11 protein-coding genes are annotated in these 15,401 nt (G+C 44.5%); all 11 read right to left on the bottom strand.

The window, feature by feature from the left end:
• Nucleotides 1–16: 16 nt before the first annotated feature.
• Nucleotides 17–2,428 (bottom strand): beta-galactosidase GalA, encoded by a 2,412-nt coding sequence (gene galA / locus ACAN56_RS18585; RefSeq protein ID WP_379144847.1) that lies wholly within the window; start codon nt 2,426–2,428, stop codon nt 17–19.
• A gap of 319 nt (nt 2,429–2,747) precedes the next feature.
• Nucleotides 2,748–3,326: a TetR/AcrR family transcriptional regulator gene (locus ACAN56_RS18580; protein ID WP_038589762.1), complete on the bottom strand. Its 579-nt coding sequence runs from the start codon at nt 3,324–3,326 to the stop codon at nt 2,748–2,750.
• Nucleotides 3,327–3,375: 49 nt separating this feature from the next.
• A complete protein-coding gene (locus tag ACAN56_RS18575; protein WP_379144844.1) occupies nt 3,376–3,996 on the bottom strand; it encodes a GNAT family N-acetyltransferase in 621 nt (206 codons plus the stop codon).
• 76 nt (nt 3,997–4,072) lie between these two features.
• Nucleotides 4,073–4,339: a hypothetical protein gene (locus ACAN56_RS18570; protein ID WP_379144842.1), complete on the bottom strand. Its 267-nt coding sequence runs from the start codon at nt 4,337–4,339 to the stop codon at nt 4,073–4,075.
• Nucleotides 4,340–4,583: 244 nt separating this feature from the next.
• Nucleotides 4,584–5,792 carry an SGNH/GDSL hydrolase family protein gene (locus ACAN56_RS18565; RefSeq protein WP_379145157.1) on the bottom strand — a complete coding sequence of 403 codons (1,209 nt, stop codon included), beginning with the start codon at nt 5,790–5,792 and terminating at the stop codon, nt 4,584–4,586.
• Between the two features lie 17 nt (nt 5,793–5,809).
• Nucleotides 5,810–8,026, bottom strand: coding sequence for an FAD-dependent oxidoreductase (locus ACAN56_RS18560; protein ID WP_379144840.1), 2,217 nt, complete (start codon nt 8,024–8,026; stop codon nt 5,810–5,812).
• A 99-nt stretch (nt 8,027–8,125) separates the two neighbouring features.
• Nucleotides 8,126–9,745 (bottom strand): response regulator, encoded by a 1,620-nt coding sequence (locus ACAN56_RS18555; RefSeq protein ID WP_231578422.1) that lies wholly within the window; start codon nt 9,743–9,745, stop codon nt 8,126–8,128.
• A gap of 2 nt (nt 9,746–9,747) precedes the next feature.
• Nucleotides 9,748–11,487, bottom strand: a complete 1,740-nt coding sequence (locus tag ACAN56_RS18550) for a sensor histidine kinase (protein WP_379144838.1) — start codon at nt 11,485–11,487, stop codon at nt 9,748–9,750.
• A 189-nt stretch (nt 11,488–11,676) separates the two neighbouring features.
• Entirely contained in the window at nt 11,677–13,263 is a 1,587-nt protein-coding gene (locus tag ACAN56_RS18545) for an extracellular solute-binding protein (RefSeq protein WP_038589745.1), read from the bottom strand.
• 66 nt (nt 13,264–13,329) lie between these two features.
• Nucleotides 13,330–14,199 (bottom strand): carbohydrate ABC transporter permease, encoded by an 870-nt coding sequence (locus ACAN56_RS18540; protein WP_038589742.1) that lies wholly within the window; start codon nt 14,197–14,199, stop codon nt 13,330–13,332.
• A gap of 13 nt (nt 14,200–14,212) precedes the next feature.
• Nucleotides 14,213–15,160 carry an ABC transporter permease gene (locus tag ACAN56_RS18535; protein ID WP_038589741.1) on the bottom strand — a complete coding sequence of 316 codons (948 nt, stop codon included), beginning with the start codon at nt 15,158–15,160 and terminating at the stop codon, nt 14,213–14,215.
• Nucleotides 15,161–15,401 lie beyond the last annotated feature (241 nt).

Here is a 15,401-nt window from a genome sequence, read left to right as displayed (position 1 = left end):
ATGGAATTCGTTATGTCTATATTATCGTTCCACTGGCCGGAAATAAAGGTTCCCCGGGTGCTGTCTCTAGTACTACTTCAGCCGCTGCCAGTCCCATTGATACGGCTTTCACCTTAATGGAGCCTGCTGTTGATGAAGTCTGAATCAAGGCCAAGCACCAGCCGTTAAAAGCCCGCCGGATCGAAGACTTGTCCGGCTCATGGCTGCTTGGATTCCCGTTGCCTACACCGAGCAGAGACCCGGCGCCCGTCACTTCAAAGCGGATCTCATTGTCGGCCGCCGGAACGATATGCCCCTGTTCATCCAGGATGGCAACCCGAACCGGAATCGTATCCAAACCATCCGCTTGACCCTCCAGCCGATCAGGGTACAAGCAAATCTGGTATGGCTGGCCTGCTGTAACAACAGCCTTCTCGGCAATTACATGACCGCCGCGTTTTCCGACTGCTTTTAACTCTCCGGGCTCATATACGACCTCCCACGATAAATACCCGGTCTTGTCCACCTGCTGTTCTCCCAGGCTTTTGCCGTTCAGGCTCAGCTCCACCGTATCGGTATTCGAGAACACGCGCACCTCGATCCGCTTCCCCTCCGACCCGGGCCAATTCCAATGCGGAAGCAAATGAACGATCGGCTCATCCTTCCAGACCGCCTGCATATAGTAATAGCTGTCTTTAGGGAACCCGCAGGTGTCCATCAGCCCGAAATGCGAGTTCACGCACGGCCACAGATATGGAGTAGGTTCTCCCCGGTAATCGAACCCGGTCCACATGAAGACGCCAGTCAAAAAGCGGTTATTCACAAGATCACTCCACGCCTGCTGCGGGGTGCATCCCCATGAAGGAATATTCGTGCCATATTCGGAGCAGTAGCCCCTTACCGGATCATCTTCATAGATTCCCCGGGTTGCGGTATAACTGGCACATTCACTGCCGATCATGAGACGCTCCGGATACTGCTCGTGGTCTCGGATATCAATGTTGAGGTGTTCCCGGTGCCCGTAATTGTAGCCTGTAATCTCTACCGCATCATTGTAGCCATTCTCATTCCAGCCGTGGTTCATCGCAGCAGAGGTCGGCCTTGTCGGATCTATCCGGCGGGTCGTATCTGCGAGCGTCTTGAGTATCCGGGCGCCCGTTACGGTGCCTTCCAAAACCTCCTCATTCTCCAGGTTCCAGATGATCACACAAGGGTGATTCCGGTCCCGGTAGAGCATCCGCTTCAGTTGACTCAGGCCGCCAGGGCTGCTGTCAAGCTTGCGGTTCTCATCCATGACCAGCATACCGATCCGGTCGCACATATCCAGCAGCTCGGGAGTCGGCGGATGATGTGCACTGCGATAGGCATTAGAGCCCATTTCTTTAAGCAGTCTGAGCTTATATTCGATCAGGCTGTCCGGCAGCGCCACGCCGACCCCGGCGAAATCCTGATGATTGCATGTCCCTTTAATCAGCAGCGGTTCTTCGTTCAGAAAGAACCCTTCATCCGCATCGAAGCGGATGGTGCGGATGCCGAACACCGTCTCATACCGGTCAAGCTCTTTTCCTTCATATATGACAGTCGATTCTGCCTTGTACAGATATGGTGATTCAGGACACCAGAGCACAGGCTGCTCCACTTCGAAAATCTGCTCCAGTTCCGTCTCGGTGTACCAGTCCGCATAGGCGTCCTCCATTTTAGCACAGACCTGCAATCCGGTACCATCATATATCACCGTGCGCAGGGATACTGGAAGGCCCTCTGTGTAATCATTGCGGATGCGGGTGCGGATATTGACCATAGCCTGTTCTTTGGTAACTTCCGGTGTCGTTACATAGGTGCCGTATTCGGCCACATGCAGGCGGTCTGTATTCTCCAGCCAGACATGTCGGTAAATGCCGCAGCCCTCATACCACCAGCCTTCGCATTCTGTTGCATCCACTTTGACGAGAATGACATTTCTGCCTTCGTGCCCATAACGGAGAACATCCGACAAATCATAACTGAAACCTATATAACCGCCATGATGCGAGCCGATCAGATGACCGTTGACCCATACCGTGCTGGTGCCGGATACTCCGTCAAAGCGTACTGTCCACTTGCTCCCGGCAGCGTCTGCCGGAAGCTCGAAGGTTTTGCGGTAATAGCCTATCCCGCCCGGCAAATAACCATGGCTGCCGTCCCGCGAGCCCAGCGACTCATCCTGAACATATTGCTGCTCTACACACCAGTCATGCGGCAGATTCACAGAACTCCATTCAAGCTGCTGTTCGCCCATCCCTTTATCGTTAAAAGCGATATCCAGCCACTCCCCCTCCTTCAGAGAGCTCGCATCGGTAATACCGCCTGTCATCCCACCCTTGACTGCGTAGGGAATCCGGATCTCCCCTTTGTGAAAGCTCCAACTCTCATCAAACATGCTTTTACTTCTCACCGTTTTAAGTTTCATTCTGCAACTGCCTCCTCGTTGAACTAATATTCATATTGTAGAGTAGATTAGCATTTCGCAGTTAGTACAATGCTAATAATGAATAGCACAAAATGAATAATACCGGGAGCTGCCGTAGCCAACACAAAAACACCCCAAGATCATCTCCCATTCATACCCTACAACAAGGGTACATTCTCTTGAAGGTGTTTTGATTTGTCTCACATTATAGGGTCAGTCCCTACTTTTTCTTCTTTATTCATCCGGAGCTTTACACGGTCTTTCACATCCTCAGGAATTACCCGGTTTCCATTCTCTACATTATAATAGACGCCTTCTACTACCCAATTGATTTAGGATGGTCTGTTTTGATCAGGCCATATAAAACAATATCACTCATCGCCTTGATGCCGGACTCGAAGCTGACCTGATGGCCCGCAATAAACTCATAGTCCAGCAGCTTTCTCAGAGTCTCATTCAGCATGAGCTTGAGAATTACAGTGTCCACCTTTTGCAGCTCATCACGGTTTATCCCTTCCTCCACCAGTGCAATAACACCATCCCAAATCGTATCCAGGTGATGATTCACCTTCTCGTGGAGCCGGGGATAATACCGCTGAAGGTCATCCATGTGCCTGATGATCGTGCCAATCGAATAGGCGTCGGGAATATTCTGAAAATAAAGTCTGATTTTATCCTGAATCGGGAGCCCTGTATTTTCCAGGATGTCTGTATCCGATTGGATAATCTGCGAAAAGACAAAATCAATCGTTTTCTCTATCATTTCATCCTTACTCGAAAAGTAGGCATACACTGTACGTTTGCTCGTGCCCAGTTCTCTCGCCAGGTCCTCCGTGGTAAACCGCGTGCCTTTGGCTCCAAAGCATTTTAAAATTTTTAAATAGACCCTGTTGTCCATGTCCTTGCCAGTCCACCCTTCATCCAGCTTAGCGTCTATACCTTAACACTCATGTAAGGATATGCGGAAGGGGTTTTACCATACGGTACAAATAATACGGTTTTTTCTCTATGGAATCCGTAATCCGGTATCCCAGCCGCTCATACAGCTTGATGGCCCGTATGTTCTCTTGCTTGACAGTCAGGGAGCATTTGCCGTAGTTGTTTAATCTGGCTTTTTCCTCTACATAATGAATCAATTTCGAACCTACCCCGTACCCCCGGCTTTCCGGCAATGCAGCCAACGCTCCTATATGGTATTCATCCGCTCTTCCCTCATTCAAGCTTACCATAGACCACAGCTCCTGCAAATGCAGCAGCGAATGCTTGATGAGATTCCATTTCCGCAGTTTGATTAGCTCCCGGACAGTGGGCCAAACCAACTTGTCCATTACAGATACCGGGTAGCAGGAGATGATCCCTATCGTTCTGTTGTCCAGTCTTGCTTCAAAAGCATATTGATGGCTGAAACGGTTCTTTCCGAGTCCCCATAATTTTTGCAGGGTGTTCTCAATTAATGCTTTATCTGCCGTTCCGATCAGCGGATAGGCCATATAATCCAGTGCCATCCCTATGAGTCTGCCTCCTGACGCCGATTTGGGATTGCCATGTGTTATTGAAATATTGTCCATAGAAAAGCTCCTCCCGATTCACATTGGTACTAAATTAGTTTTTATAGTACCAAGATACCCAAAGCCATGCCTTTTGTCAAACAGAGCCTGTTAAAACTTTGCTGAATTGATCTGGCGGCTGTAGCAAATTAACCCTTAGTTCACCTAAGAAGATCCCTAGCATGCTGGGGTCTTTAAAATAAGCTACCCTCTTCATAATTTCAGGGATATACATGTTCCGGCAAGGTATTGACCCAATAATATGAGGGAAATTCCGGCTCCCTTTATTATTGACTTTACGCTTTGGTAAATAAAGTTCATCCGCTTTTACCCATGTTTTTTGCTTAACCAGTCCACTGACCATCCCTCCTTGTCATATAAATGACATTTCTAACTCAAACTTTCTGTGCTTATAGCCTCAGTTATTTCCGAAGGAGGAATATGGTTAATCTAGTACAATCTTAGCATGTCACATGACCATGAAATTTCTTTAATTCCTAGAATTTCTTATAAGATTTTCAGTAAAAAAGAAACCTACATCATAACTCACCGCTCAACTGCAGTCAGTTATGATGTAGGTCTTCCAAGTAGACAAACCTAATGATTAATTATAATGGCGGCTGCACCAATAACAACTTCCCAAGCTGGATCACCGTCTGATCATACCAATCTGGATGCTGCCGAACATGCTCTCTACTTCGTTCATTGCCGCATGCCTCAAACACGGCCGCTTTGTCTGTCTTCTCGGTATCGACTTCGAAGCGAACCGTATGTTTCCCATTCGGGAGCTCCGGCAAGAATACATACTGATTACGATTATGATCGTTGTGTAGTGTGAATCGATCGACAACAAAGGGTTCCCCACCATCCACCGACACCTTCAATCTCCCAGAATCCGGCCCCCCGATATCGAATAACCCGATGTGGGTTCCCTCGAACTGCACCGTAATAGCGTCTCCAGGATCGACTGCTCGCCACAGGCCGGGAAACAACCAATTGTACTCGCGCACTAAAGCACAATCATCGGGAGTCATGTAAGACCATCCTGCGGAAAAATCGGTAAGACTATCCAGTGACTGCATGGTCGCATACTCCCAAGGATTAGCCGGGACCAACGGATTCTGAGGTAAGTGATGTACTGACCTTCCCGGATGATCTTGAAGTTCTCTAATTTTCTCAAATGACCGGGTGATCGTATCCGTGTAAATCTGGTGTCCTTCGGGAATAGTCGGATGGATCGAATCATGTGTAAAAACAACGGCTCCGGAAATGGACACGTCTTCCCTTGAGGTAAAAACGAGTTTCCCCTCCGATACCAAGTGACTGACGGCTACGCCCAGATGAATCGAAGGAATACCGTAATAGTCGGCCACTTCCTCTTGCATTAGAGCCCCCTTCTGGTATTCCCTAGACTGAAATAAGGCCACATCCCGCTCCTTCAGCGTATAAACGAACAGGATATCGGTAAACCGGCTCCGCTTGCGGATCTGACGGACAATCCCTTCGATCCGCGCCTTGGATTCGGGATCTCCGCCATCATTACCAACAAATTCAACAAATACTAGATCAGGCCGATGACGCAGTACATCTGTCTCTAAACGGGCACAGCCCAAATCCGATCCTGTCCCATTAATGCCTGCATTCACAGAGCGGATATCCGCCTTAGGATATTGCTTACGAAGCCAATCCGCCGTCATGACCCTGTAGCCTTCAGAACGCGTATTACTGCCGCCGAAATAGACGATTGTTACGGTATCCCCATTTTCCAATTTTTGAATTATATTGGGGAGCCCTTTACGAGGGAATAATTCCTTCATCGTGACTTCACCTGTCCTCATTTATCGATTTTAGGAGCAAACAATTTTACAGCAAACACTTCAAAATAAGGCGAACCATAAGTTGCACAGAAATCGAAGCGGATTCGGGTTACATCTTTCGCCTCCACCTTATGTTTATTCAAGGTGAGATAATTCCCACGAGTTATGATTTTCCTCTCGCTTCCGTCTTCAAAGGTTATGGTCATAGCATAATCTTGGATAAGGGACTCGATCGGATCGTCGAAATGCTCCAAATCCAGCTGCGAATTGAAAACAAGCTGGAGTTCGTCCAGATTTTTGGGGCTTGCAAAGCAGAATTCCAACCATTCCTGTCCTTTCGTATGTTCAGAAATCCAGCCGTTCGGTTGGCCATAAGGTCTGGAGTAGCCATTGACGACATTCTCAGGATTATACATATTCTGAGCTGGCATCAGGTCCTTAAAGCAAATACTCTTATTGAATTTCTTCAGCCTTGACGGCTCTTCCGGCCTATAATGGAAGCTGACCGCTCCTGTCAATTTTTCTTCATTACCGTATATGGCAAGGCTCGCCGTGCCCTCCAATACGATGTAAATTTTGTCGTCAGCCGGTTTCTTGCAGTCCAAGTCTAGCGTAATCCAGTCGTCATGACCGGCTGTAATAACCAAGCGGTAGTCTTTCAACTCGCTGGTGGGAATATAATTTTCCTTCCGTTCCCCGCCAAACAGCTTCACATGCAGTGTTTCCGAATGCCCGGACCTATTTTTAATTTTGATCCGTACGCTTTCAGCCACGGATGTCTGAATCGGCAAGACCAAACATATTCCTTTCTCCAAGGAAATCACTTCGGATGGATGAATATTGTCATAGCAGCGCTGAGACGAAGCACTAATAGTTAATCCGTCAGCGAAGTAAGGATCCAATTTCTCTTGAAGCCCTACAATGGTTTGCCCATCTCGAAGCAGCAGCGCTTGCAGCTCCCCCATATGAGCTTCGACTATAGTGGCGGGGTCAACCTCATATTTCAAGCATAACGAAGCAGCCGTTCCAACCGCCTGCCCCATACAACCGCAGGTGGCCATAACCCTTGTCGATCCGAAAGCCACATGGGTAGCACTTATATTGCGACCAGCGAACATGAGATTAGGAATATTTCGTGAATATAAACTGCGGAAAGGGATATTGTACAATCCAGGCACGAAATTCCAAGCTGTAGCCGGCCCCTCATCGTAGATGCCCTTATTAGCATGTAGATCCATATACCATCCACCGACTGATACAGCATCTTCGAAATGCGGCTTTGCTGTAAGATCGTTCTGAGACAACATGTGATCCCCAATAAACCGCCTCGACTCCCGCTTTCCCGGGATCGGGCATACATAATCCAAAATGAGATTGTCTACATCATCAAATTCACCACTATTTTTGAGATAATCCCAAATCCCGTACACCAATTTCCGCAGCTCCAACGCGATGTCTTCATTATTTTTGATAATATCCATATGTCCGCCGTATTCCAGCCACCACAATCCGCCAAGCCCGTTGATTTTTCTTGGAAAAGCCCGATGGTTTAAGCCTTTTCTGATACTATCGAAAAAGGCCAACTTCGTAATATCATACGCAAATCCAGGTCTTTGGTATGGAACGGAATATCCTACATCACGGGCTTGAAACAGGATCGTATCGCCCATGGTGTAATGGTCAGCCACTTCAGGAGCCAGTTCTTCCTTGTATTCATGTTTCCCTTCTCTCCCCCATCGGAAGAGAGCACCTGCCTGATATCCGACAACTCCATCTCCGGAGCAATCGATATAGGTTCGGCTTTCAAAACGAAATTTCCTTTCGGAAGCCAATTGAAGGCCCTCCACCCATTTAATTCTGCCGTTCTCCATGCCCGTTTTATGCACGCATGTATTCAGAAATAGAGAAATGTTAGGCTCAGCATAAACCATATCCAACAAGACCGTATCCGAAAGTGAAAGCATCAGCTTCTTGTTGTATAACGGATTATAGTGGAAAATCTTCAACTTGAGTTCTTCCACCAACCCTCCTTCGCGTGCATAATAGGATGGACTGTTTCCGAGATATGCCGACCCGTTGATATGAACCCTGACCTCGCTGCTCGCATTTCCCCCAAGAACCGGTCGATCATTAATAAGTGAAACCTGCAGCCCTTGGCGTGCGGCAGCAATGGCAGCGCATATCCCAGCAATACCTCCGCCGACGACGGTTACATCTGCTTTAATAAGCTCCATTTTGATAACCTCCATGATTAGATCCTTCTATCATGGTAATCCTTTTGCTCCCCTTTTTTTTACATGATTTCGCGAAAAAATCACACATTTTTCGCAACCTTATTTGGATTCATACCGTGTCATTTTTATCCGATATTGCTTAGGAGTATCACCCGTATATTCTTTAAATAATTTGCAAAAATAACCTTCATTCACAATTCCTACTTCCTCGCACAATTCCAAAATAGAATAATCCTGAACATTTAACAGCTCGAGAGCTAATTGGATTTTTTTACGATTGATGTAGCTGATAACGCCCTCGTTCATTGTTTTTTTGAATAAGCTGCTAAAATACGATGGAGCTAAATTCACTTCCTCGGCAATCGCCTCGAGCGTTAATCGCTGTTTCAGATTTTTCTCTATAAACCGCATAGCACTCATGATTTCTATACGATGTAAAAGTTGGCCAGCGTGTACATATTCGAAGGTAAAGTCGCCAATATAGGCAAGCTGCTCCCGAAAAGCTAAAAATTCTATGGGAAACTCTGCTACTTCCGTCGTCAACTTGTTCCCCGATTTAAATTTCACAATAATGTCTCTGTACAAGTCTCTTAGCATAGGCGCCATGATGGACTTATGGATTTTATGGTCCGTAACAAATTGGTTCAGATCAGCAAATGCTTTCTCCAGCTCTTCCTTGGAAACCTTTCTTTTCACCCCAGCAAGAAAATCAGCCAGTTTCTGCTGAAATTCTTCTTTTCTGTCATTATGGTAATGGAACCGATGCATGGGTGTTTTTACTACTTTCTCTGTATGATAATAGAAATCATCACTCACATTTTGTGCTTCCGTGTAAGCTTGTTTGATGGATTCCCAGCCTCGGTGCTGACCTCCAAAAGCGACGGATACCCTTTGATTCAAATATTGATGCAAATGAGAGACGATCTGCCCCCCCAATGTCTGGCAATCATATTCCGTTTCCAGATCACTGCGATTATTTTCCCAGGAAAGAAAGCCAATAAAACGATTATCGGATAGATCCGCAGCTACACCACTGCCACCATTCATCACCGTTTCTTCGATTATATTTGTAATCGCATACCTCAATATGTTCTGATCAGACGCTGAATAATCGTTTCGGAAACTTTCATACATATTCATTTCGACAATGAAGCAGCGATAGTTGGCTTGAAAGAAATGAAACTGCATGCGATTGGCAAAATCCGATGCCCGATGAGAAGGAATTTCGCCCCTGATAAGCTCGTTAAAAAATTGCTTGCGGACTCTATATTTATTTTCAAGCACGGATACGTTTAACGATTGAAATTCCGATTCTTTTTTCTTTACCTCATTTAAAATCCCGGCTGCCTTATCTAAAGCTCGATCCAAATCCGCATCCCTGAGCGGAACCTTAACAATGTACTCCAATACGTTGGCTTGAATAGCTCTCTGGGCGTATTCAAAAGATGAATAAGCGGTCAAAAGAATGAATTGGGTATGGGGAAGCTTTGGCTTTAGCTGCTCAATCATGGAAATCCCATCCATTCGCGGCATGACGATATCAGATATCACGATATCCGGCTTAAGCTTTACGATCTCCTCTAGCCCCTTCAGCCCATTATTCGCTTTTCCCACTAAATGAAATCGCCTATCCCTAAGGGAGAGCTCGTGAAAAAACAATTCCAATCTCTGAATGATTAGATCTTCATCGTCAACAATGAAGCAGGTGTAGTCTCTCATCATCATGCATCTCCTTTAAATAAGCCTGCTGGGAATAAGGCGCGAACCCGGGTTATTTCCTTAGGTATGCTTATGATTTGGAGCCCGAACTGTTCTCCGTAGTGAAGTCTGATTCGGTCATGAATATTGTTTAACCCGATTCTTTTCCTTTTCAATTCCACATCCCCCGGTTCTGAAATTAAAATATGCTTTATTTTATCAGTTGGAATTCCCTCGCCCTTATCAACTACTTCTATGATGACATTGCCGCTCTCCCTGTACGCATGAATAGTAATAGGGCCTTCGATCCCCCCACCGTTATAACCATGGAAGATACTATTCTCCACAAGGGGCTGCAGCAGCATTCGAAAAACCGGAAAATCTATTAGCCCTGCTTCGATATTTTCGATTAAGTGGAAGTTTCTGTTATAGCGGATGTTCTGGATCGCGATATAGTCCGATACATTTTGCAATTCCTGACGCAGTGATACCTTCTCCGAAGCGTCGGCTATCCCATATTCCAATATTGAAATGAGAGACTCGATCACCACATCTACTTTCTCTATTTGTCCGAGTCGTATGACATTGCTGATAGAACCAAGCGTGTTATACAGAAAATGAGGGTTTATTTGAGACTGCAGCACTTGAATTTCCAGCTTGCGTTCAAGTTCATTATGAAGCTCTGCTCCCCGAATCAGTTCCACAATTTGCTGCAGCATACGATCGAATGCTCGGGAGAGATCTCCAAACTCATCGTTTCGGTTAATCGATATTGTAGTTGTGAGGGAGCCTTGCTCCACCCGCTTCATTTTTGTTTTTAGCGCATAGAGTGGGGTCCTTATATATTTGGCAATAAAAAAGGAAATGAACAGGCTTAAGAGAAAACCTGCAGCTAGAAGCCCGATATAATAGGTTTCCAATCTGGACAAAGCAGCTTTCAAGCGTGATTCATCGTTGATCGAGATGATGGTCCAGTTGAATTTCTCAGTCGGTTTTTTCAGAAGGGAGACCGGAATACCATCCTTGGTATGCAGTTGAAGGCTTGTTTCTGTAGTATCCAGAAGTTGTTCCGCTGACGTTTCCCCGATTGAAAAAGTATGATCTTGAATATTCAGTGGTCCTTTATTTTCCGAAAATCCGGCAATGATTTTTCCCGATGCGGTGATTAGAGCCAAATTCATTTGTTCTTTTTTATTAATCTTGAACAAGGTTTCTTCAATGGCATTTAGATCCAAATCTACCGCAATGGCCATAGGAAACGGAGCGCCGTTCAGATATCGAACCATCGTAACTGTCCAGCCGGAATATTTAGATTTGTAAGGATCACTGACAAATGTAGTCCTTCTGTTCTTGTCAGCTGCATCAAACAAAGGTTCTCTTTCAGATAAAGGTTCATCGAATATTCGGGTAGGTGTACTTCCGCCTAGAATGGATAAATCGCTTTTGATCAAATAAATATTACTGACGTAATTACTGTTGAGTTCATACAGCTCTCTTAATTGCTTTTTAATCACGTCCGTATTGTCAATGTTGGCTTTCACCGATGACTCGACCGAGAACAGGATCGTCTGGAAGGAGGAAAAATTAACTGTGAAATACTGGTCTATCTTGTCAAGTATTTGGTTAGTGTAATAAATGTCAGTGGTTCTTATTTCCTTTTGAACATAGCGATAAGACAATTGGCTTATCAAGATTATGCAGCTTAATACAAATGCAAACACGATAAAAAATAATTTTAAAGGCAAGCTGATTCTTCTTCGCATCGATCATCTTCCTTTTAAATTCTGTATTAAACAAATACTAACATATGACAATAAAGAGAGGGGCTATTTACAGCCACTCTCTTCGTTTAAAAGATAAGAATTTATATGCTTCGCGCATAAATGTTCCTTATCTTTCTCGCTGAAACGGTACCGTCCTTTAAAAGGACGGCGAAGCCGTTTCTACTTGATTTACTTGATTAAGCCTGCTTCTTTAAATTGTTTGATTACTGACTCCTTATATCTCTGCATGTCAAACTTGGTTTCCAGTGTATTGAGGAAATTCTCCCAGTTGGAAAGAGGTTCTTTGCCAGTCATAAATTTGACCAAGCTTTCATTAATGTAACGTTGGCGGTCAGCTGCCAATGAATCGCTCGGGTCTTCAGTCAATAAATTACCGGGCAAAGTAGCCGTAACGTATTTCTGATTGTTCTTAAAAGCTTCTGCCGTCTTAGGATTCTGGAAGCTGAAGTACTCAGCATCATCACCACGACGCGGCATTCTATAATGATCGACCCATAGGTACTTATCTTTCATTTCCTTCGATAATTCGGAGGTTTTATTTTTGATCTTGCCGTCTACCAAATCCCAATGAATCCCTTTAATTCCGTATGCAAAATTCGGATAGGCTTCTTTGTCCGTAAAGAGATAATTCAGCATGGACAAGATACGAATGATTTTGTCCTTATCCGCTTTCTTGGATATGGCCCATGAATTGCCTTGGAACGATTTTCTCTCTACAATTTGATCACCATAAGGACCTATCATTGGAGGAATAACGATCCATTCCGGCACCTCTCCACTGATTTCTTTCATTTTCTGCTGATAATCTGGTTCCAGCCTGCGGGCATCTCTTATCATGAAGCCAACTTTACCCTTAAATAACTTTTGGTCCAACAAATCGGGAGTATTCATCGTCACCCAGTCTGGATCTACAACTTTGGCTTCCATCATTTTATTGATATAAGTGAGCGCTTCTTTCATTTTTGGATCGGTGAACAGGAACACCGGTTTATTGTCTTTCACATCAATGGCTGAGGGAGGATTGACGCCAAACATCCACATCAAACTATCGAAGCCGTAGGTTTGCAGATTGCCTTCTTTATTCATACCGCCTATGAATCCGTACGTATCGTTTTTGCCGTTACCGTCCGGGTCTTTCTCTGTAAAGGCTTTCATAACTTCGAATAGCTCGTCAGGTGTCGTTGGCACTTCCATATTCAGCTTTTTCAGCCAATCATTGCGGATGAAGAAGCTTCGACTGATACCGTTTACATTATCATAACCTGGAACTCCAATGGTTTTCCCTTGATAGGACATCGCCTCCCAGGAGTCGTTGCTAAAACGTTTCTGTAATTCAGGAAATTGATCCAGATATGGTGTCAAATCCGCAAGAACGCCTTGGTCATAATATTGCGCCAAATCAGCCCGGCTCTTCAAGAAGATCAAATCTGGAATATCTCCGCCGGCAATGAGCGTATTTAATTTAGTCGTTGCTTGCCCTGATTGAGGAATCATCATTTCCAAGTCGATATTCACTGCTTTCTCCAACATTTGGCGTTGGATATCTTCTTCACGGGGAGGAATCGGCGCAGCAGCGTTGAAAGTGCCTTGGTTAAACATCGAAATTTTCAATTTGGTTTCAAAGGGACTAGACTGGCCTTGTGAATTACCCGAAGCTGTCGATGTAACCTCTTTTTGTTCGCCACATCCTGACAATACCGTTCCCACACCGACCATTGCTGTCAGAATAGCAAATGTAATCGCTTTACGTTGCATAATGACCTCTCCTTTGCTTCTATATTATCACGGTTTTCCCGTAACAACTCAGGCTGGAATATCTTTTTAACCTTTAACCGATCCCAAGAGCACACCTTTGGTAAAATGCTTTTGCATAAATGGGTAAACGATCAAAATCGGAACTGTAGTCACGACAACTGCTGCCATTTGTATAGCGAACGTACTAACAGCTCCGGTATTGGCAAGCGAATCAGCACTTTGTGTTGCGACGTTAAGCAGGATGTTGCGCAAGATAACTTGAAGCGGCATTAAGTTGGAATCATTGATATAAACAATAGCATCGAAGTAACTGTTCCAATGCCCGACTGCGTAAAATAATGAAATTGTGGAAAGGACGGGCAAGGACAGAGGTAAAATGATCCGCCATAACGACTGAAGTTCACTTGCACCGTCTACCCTCGCTGATTCCTCGATTTCAGCAGGCAATTGCTCGAAAAAGCCTTTAATGATCACCAGATTAAATGCACTAATGAGATGTGGAATAATCAATACCCACGGACTGTTTAGCAATCCCAGAGAGCGGACTAGTAAATAAGTCGGAATTAATCCTCCCCCAAACATCATGGTAAAGACAATGAATAGTAAAAATGGGCTTCGCCCCGGCAAATATTTTTTGGATAACGGATATGCCGCTATTACCGTAAAGAACACATTGAGAGCAGTGCCTACTATCGTTCGAAACAATGTAATTTTATACGCCTGCCCGATACCATGAGAAATGAATACTTCTTTATAGGCTAGAAAGGTAAAGGATTCTGGTATGATAACAATTCCTCTTCTTAGCACTTCCGATTCTGGCGTCACTGAAACAGCAACCACATATAGAAAGGGTAGTAAGCAAAGTAGAGCTAGCAAAATAAGAATAAAATAAACGACTGCTTGCCAGACCTTCTCTCCGATTGTCAAATTGATCATTTTGATAACCACCTCACCAAATTTGCCCATCGAATTTTTTGGCGAGCTTATTTGCTGCCAACACTAAAACAAATCCGATGACCGCTTTAAATAATCCCACAGCAGTAGCCAAGCCAATCTTAAGCCGCTCGAGCCCTTCACGGTATACCCATGTGTCGATAATGTCGATCTTCTCCTGATTAAAGCTGTTGGCAAACATGAATATTTGGTCAAAACCAGCATCTAGAATATGGCTTAATTTAAGGATCAGCATCAGAATCATAACGCCTCGAATGCCGGGAAGTGTTACATGCCATAGCTGTCTCCACTTGGAAGCGCCATCAATTCTAGCCGCTTCATATAAACTTGGATCGATTCCTGCTAATGCTGCAAGGTACAATATCGCTCCCCATCCAATATCCTTCCATATTTCAGATAAGATGATCAGCAGTCTGCCCCAGGCAGGTTCCGTTAGGAATGAGATGGGTTCAACTCCAGCTTCCTTCAAAATCATGTTAAAAAGACCATCCCCTGGGGCTAATAATGCCACCATCATTCCATAAACAATGACCCATGATAGAAAATGGGGCAAATAAGTGATCGTTTGTACGATTTTCTTAAACCATTGGGTATAAACTTCATTGAGCAGCAAAGCAAGTATGATAGGAGCTGAGAAACCGAACAATAGCTTATACAGTGATATGATAATCGTATTTCTCATGATGTCCCAGAAATAAACGCCGTTCATAAAATCTGTGAAATTTCTAAATCCTACCCATGGGCTATCCCATAGTCCCAAAGCTAGGTTATAGTTTTTAAAGGCAATAATGATTCCCGCCATAGGAATGTATTTGAATACGGCAAAGTAAACTAATGCCGGGAACAAGAGAGCGTACATCACTTTATACTTTTTTATCGTTCTTATCCATGAATTCCGCTTTTTGGGGAGGGGAATGGCGTCCGCTGCCAATTTCGCTTGCATATCATCACCTCGTCTTTATTTGTATTTGTATAATAGCATCCCCCTATTGGATAAATTTCTGTAATTTCAAGAATTTCTTATAAGATATTAAGTAAGTAAAGCCTTGGATAATTCCAATACAATAGGCTTTGACTTTTGGACCTTAAAAGCAAAATGTACAAACCTATATTGTACAATTCACAATATGGTTACGGATGGTTTTTACAAGACACTCCTTTTGAGATAGTAGCTTTAAAAATCT

The sequence above is a fragment of the Paenibacillus paludis genome (assembly GCF_042610515.1).
Taxonomy (GTDB): Bacteria; Bacillota; Bacilli; order Paenibacillales; family Paenibacillaceae; genus Paenibacillus_AQ.
This window is presented reverse-complemented; position numbering and strand designations above follow the sequence as displayed.

What these genes read in the sequence shown, in the direction of transcription:
- galA (WP_379144847.1), bottom strand. Translation starts at nt 2,428, where the DNA reads ATGAAACTTAAAACGGTGAGAAGTAAAAGCATGTTTGATGAGAGTTGG.
- ACAN56_RS18580 (WP_038589762.1), bottom strand. Translation starts at nt 3,326, where the DNA reads ATGGACAACAGGGTCTATTTAAAAATTTTAAAATGCTTTGGAGCCAAA.
- ACAN56_RS18575 (WP_379144844.1), bottom strand. Translation starts at nt 3,996, where the DNA reads ATGGACAATATTTCAATAACACATGGCAATCCCAAATCGGCGTCAGGA.
- ACAN56_RS18570 (WP_379144842.1), bottom strand. Translation starts at nt 4,339, where the DNA reads ATGGTCAGTGGACTGGTTAAGCAAAAAACATGGGTAAAAGCGGATGAA.
- ACAN56_RS18565 (WP_379145157.1), bottom strand. Translation starts at nt 5,792, where the DNA reads ATGAAGGAATTATTCCCTCGTAAAGGGCTCCCCAATATAATTCAAAAA.
- ACAN56_RS18560 (WP_379144840.1), bottom strand. Translation starts at nt 8,026, where the DNA reads ATGGAGCTTATTAAAGCAGATGTAACCGTCGTCGGCGGAGGTATTGCT.
- ACAN56_RS18555 (WP_231578422.1), bottom strand. Translation starts at nt 9,745, where the DNA reads ATGAGAGACTACACCTGCTTCATTGTTGACGATGAAGATCTAATCATT.
- ACAN56_RS18550 (WP_379144838.1), bottom strand. Translation starts at nt 11,487, where the DNA reads ATGCGAAGAAGAATCAGCTTGCCTTTAAAATTATTTTTTATCGTGTTT.
- ACAN56_RS18545 (WP_038589745.1), bottom strand. Translation starts at nt 13,263, where the DNA reads ATGCAACGTAAAGCGATTACATTTGCTATTCTGACAGCAATGGTCGGT.
- ACAN56_RS18540 (WP_038589742.1), bottom strand. Translation starts at nt 14,199, where the DNA reads ATGATCAATTTGACAATCGGAGAGAAGGTCTGGCAAGCAGTCGTTTAT.
- ACAN56_RS18535 (WP_038589741.1), bottom strand. Translation starts at nt 15,160, where the DNA reads ATGCAAGCGAAATTGGCAGCGGACGCCATTCCCCTCCCCAAAAAGCGG.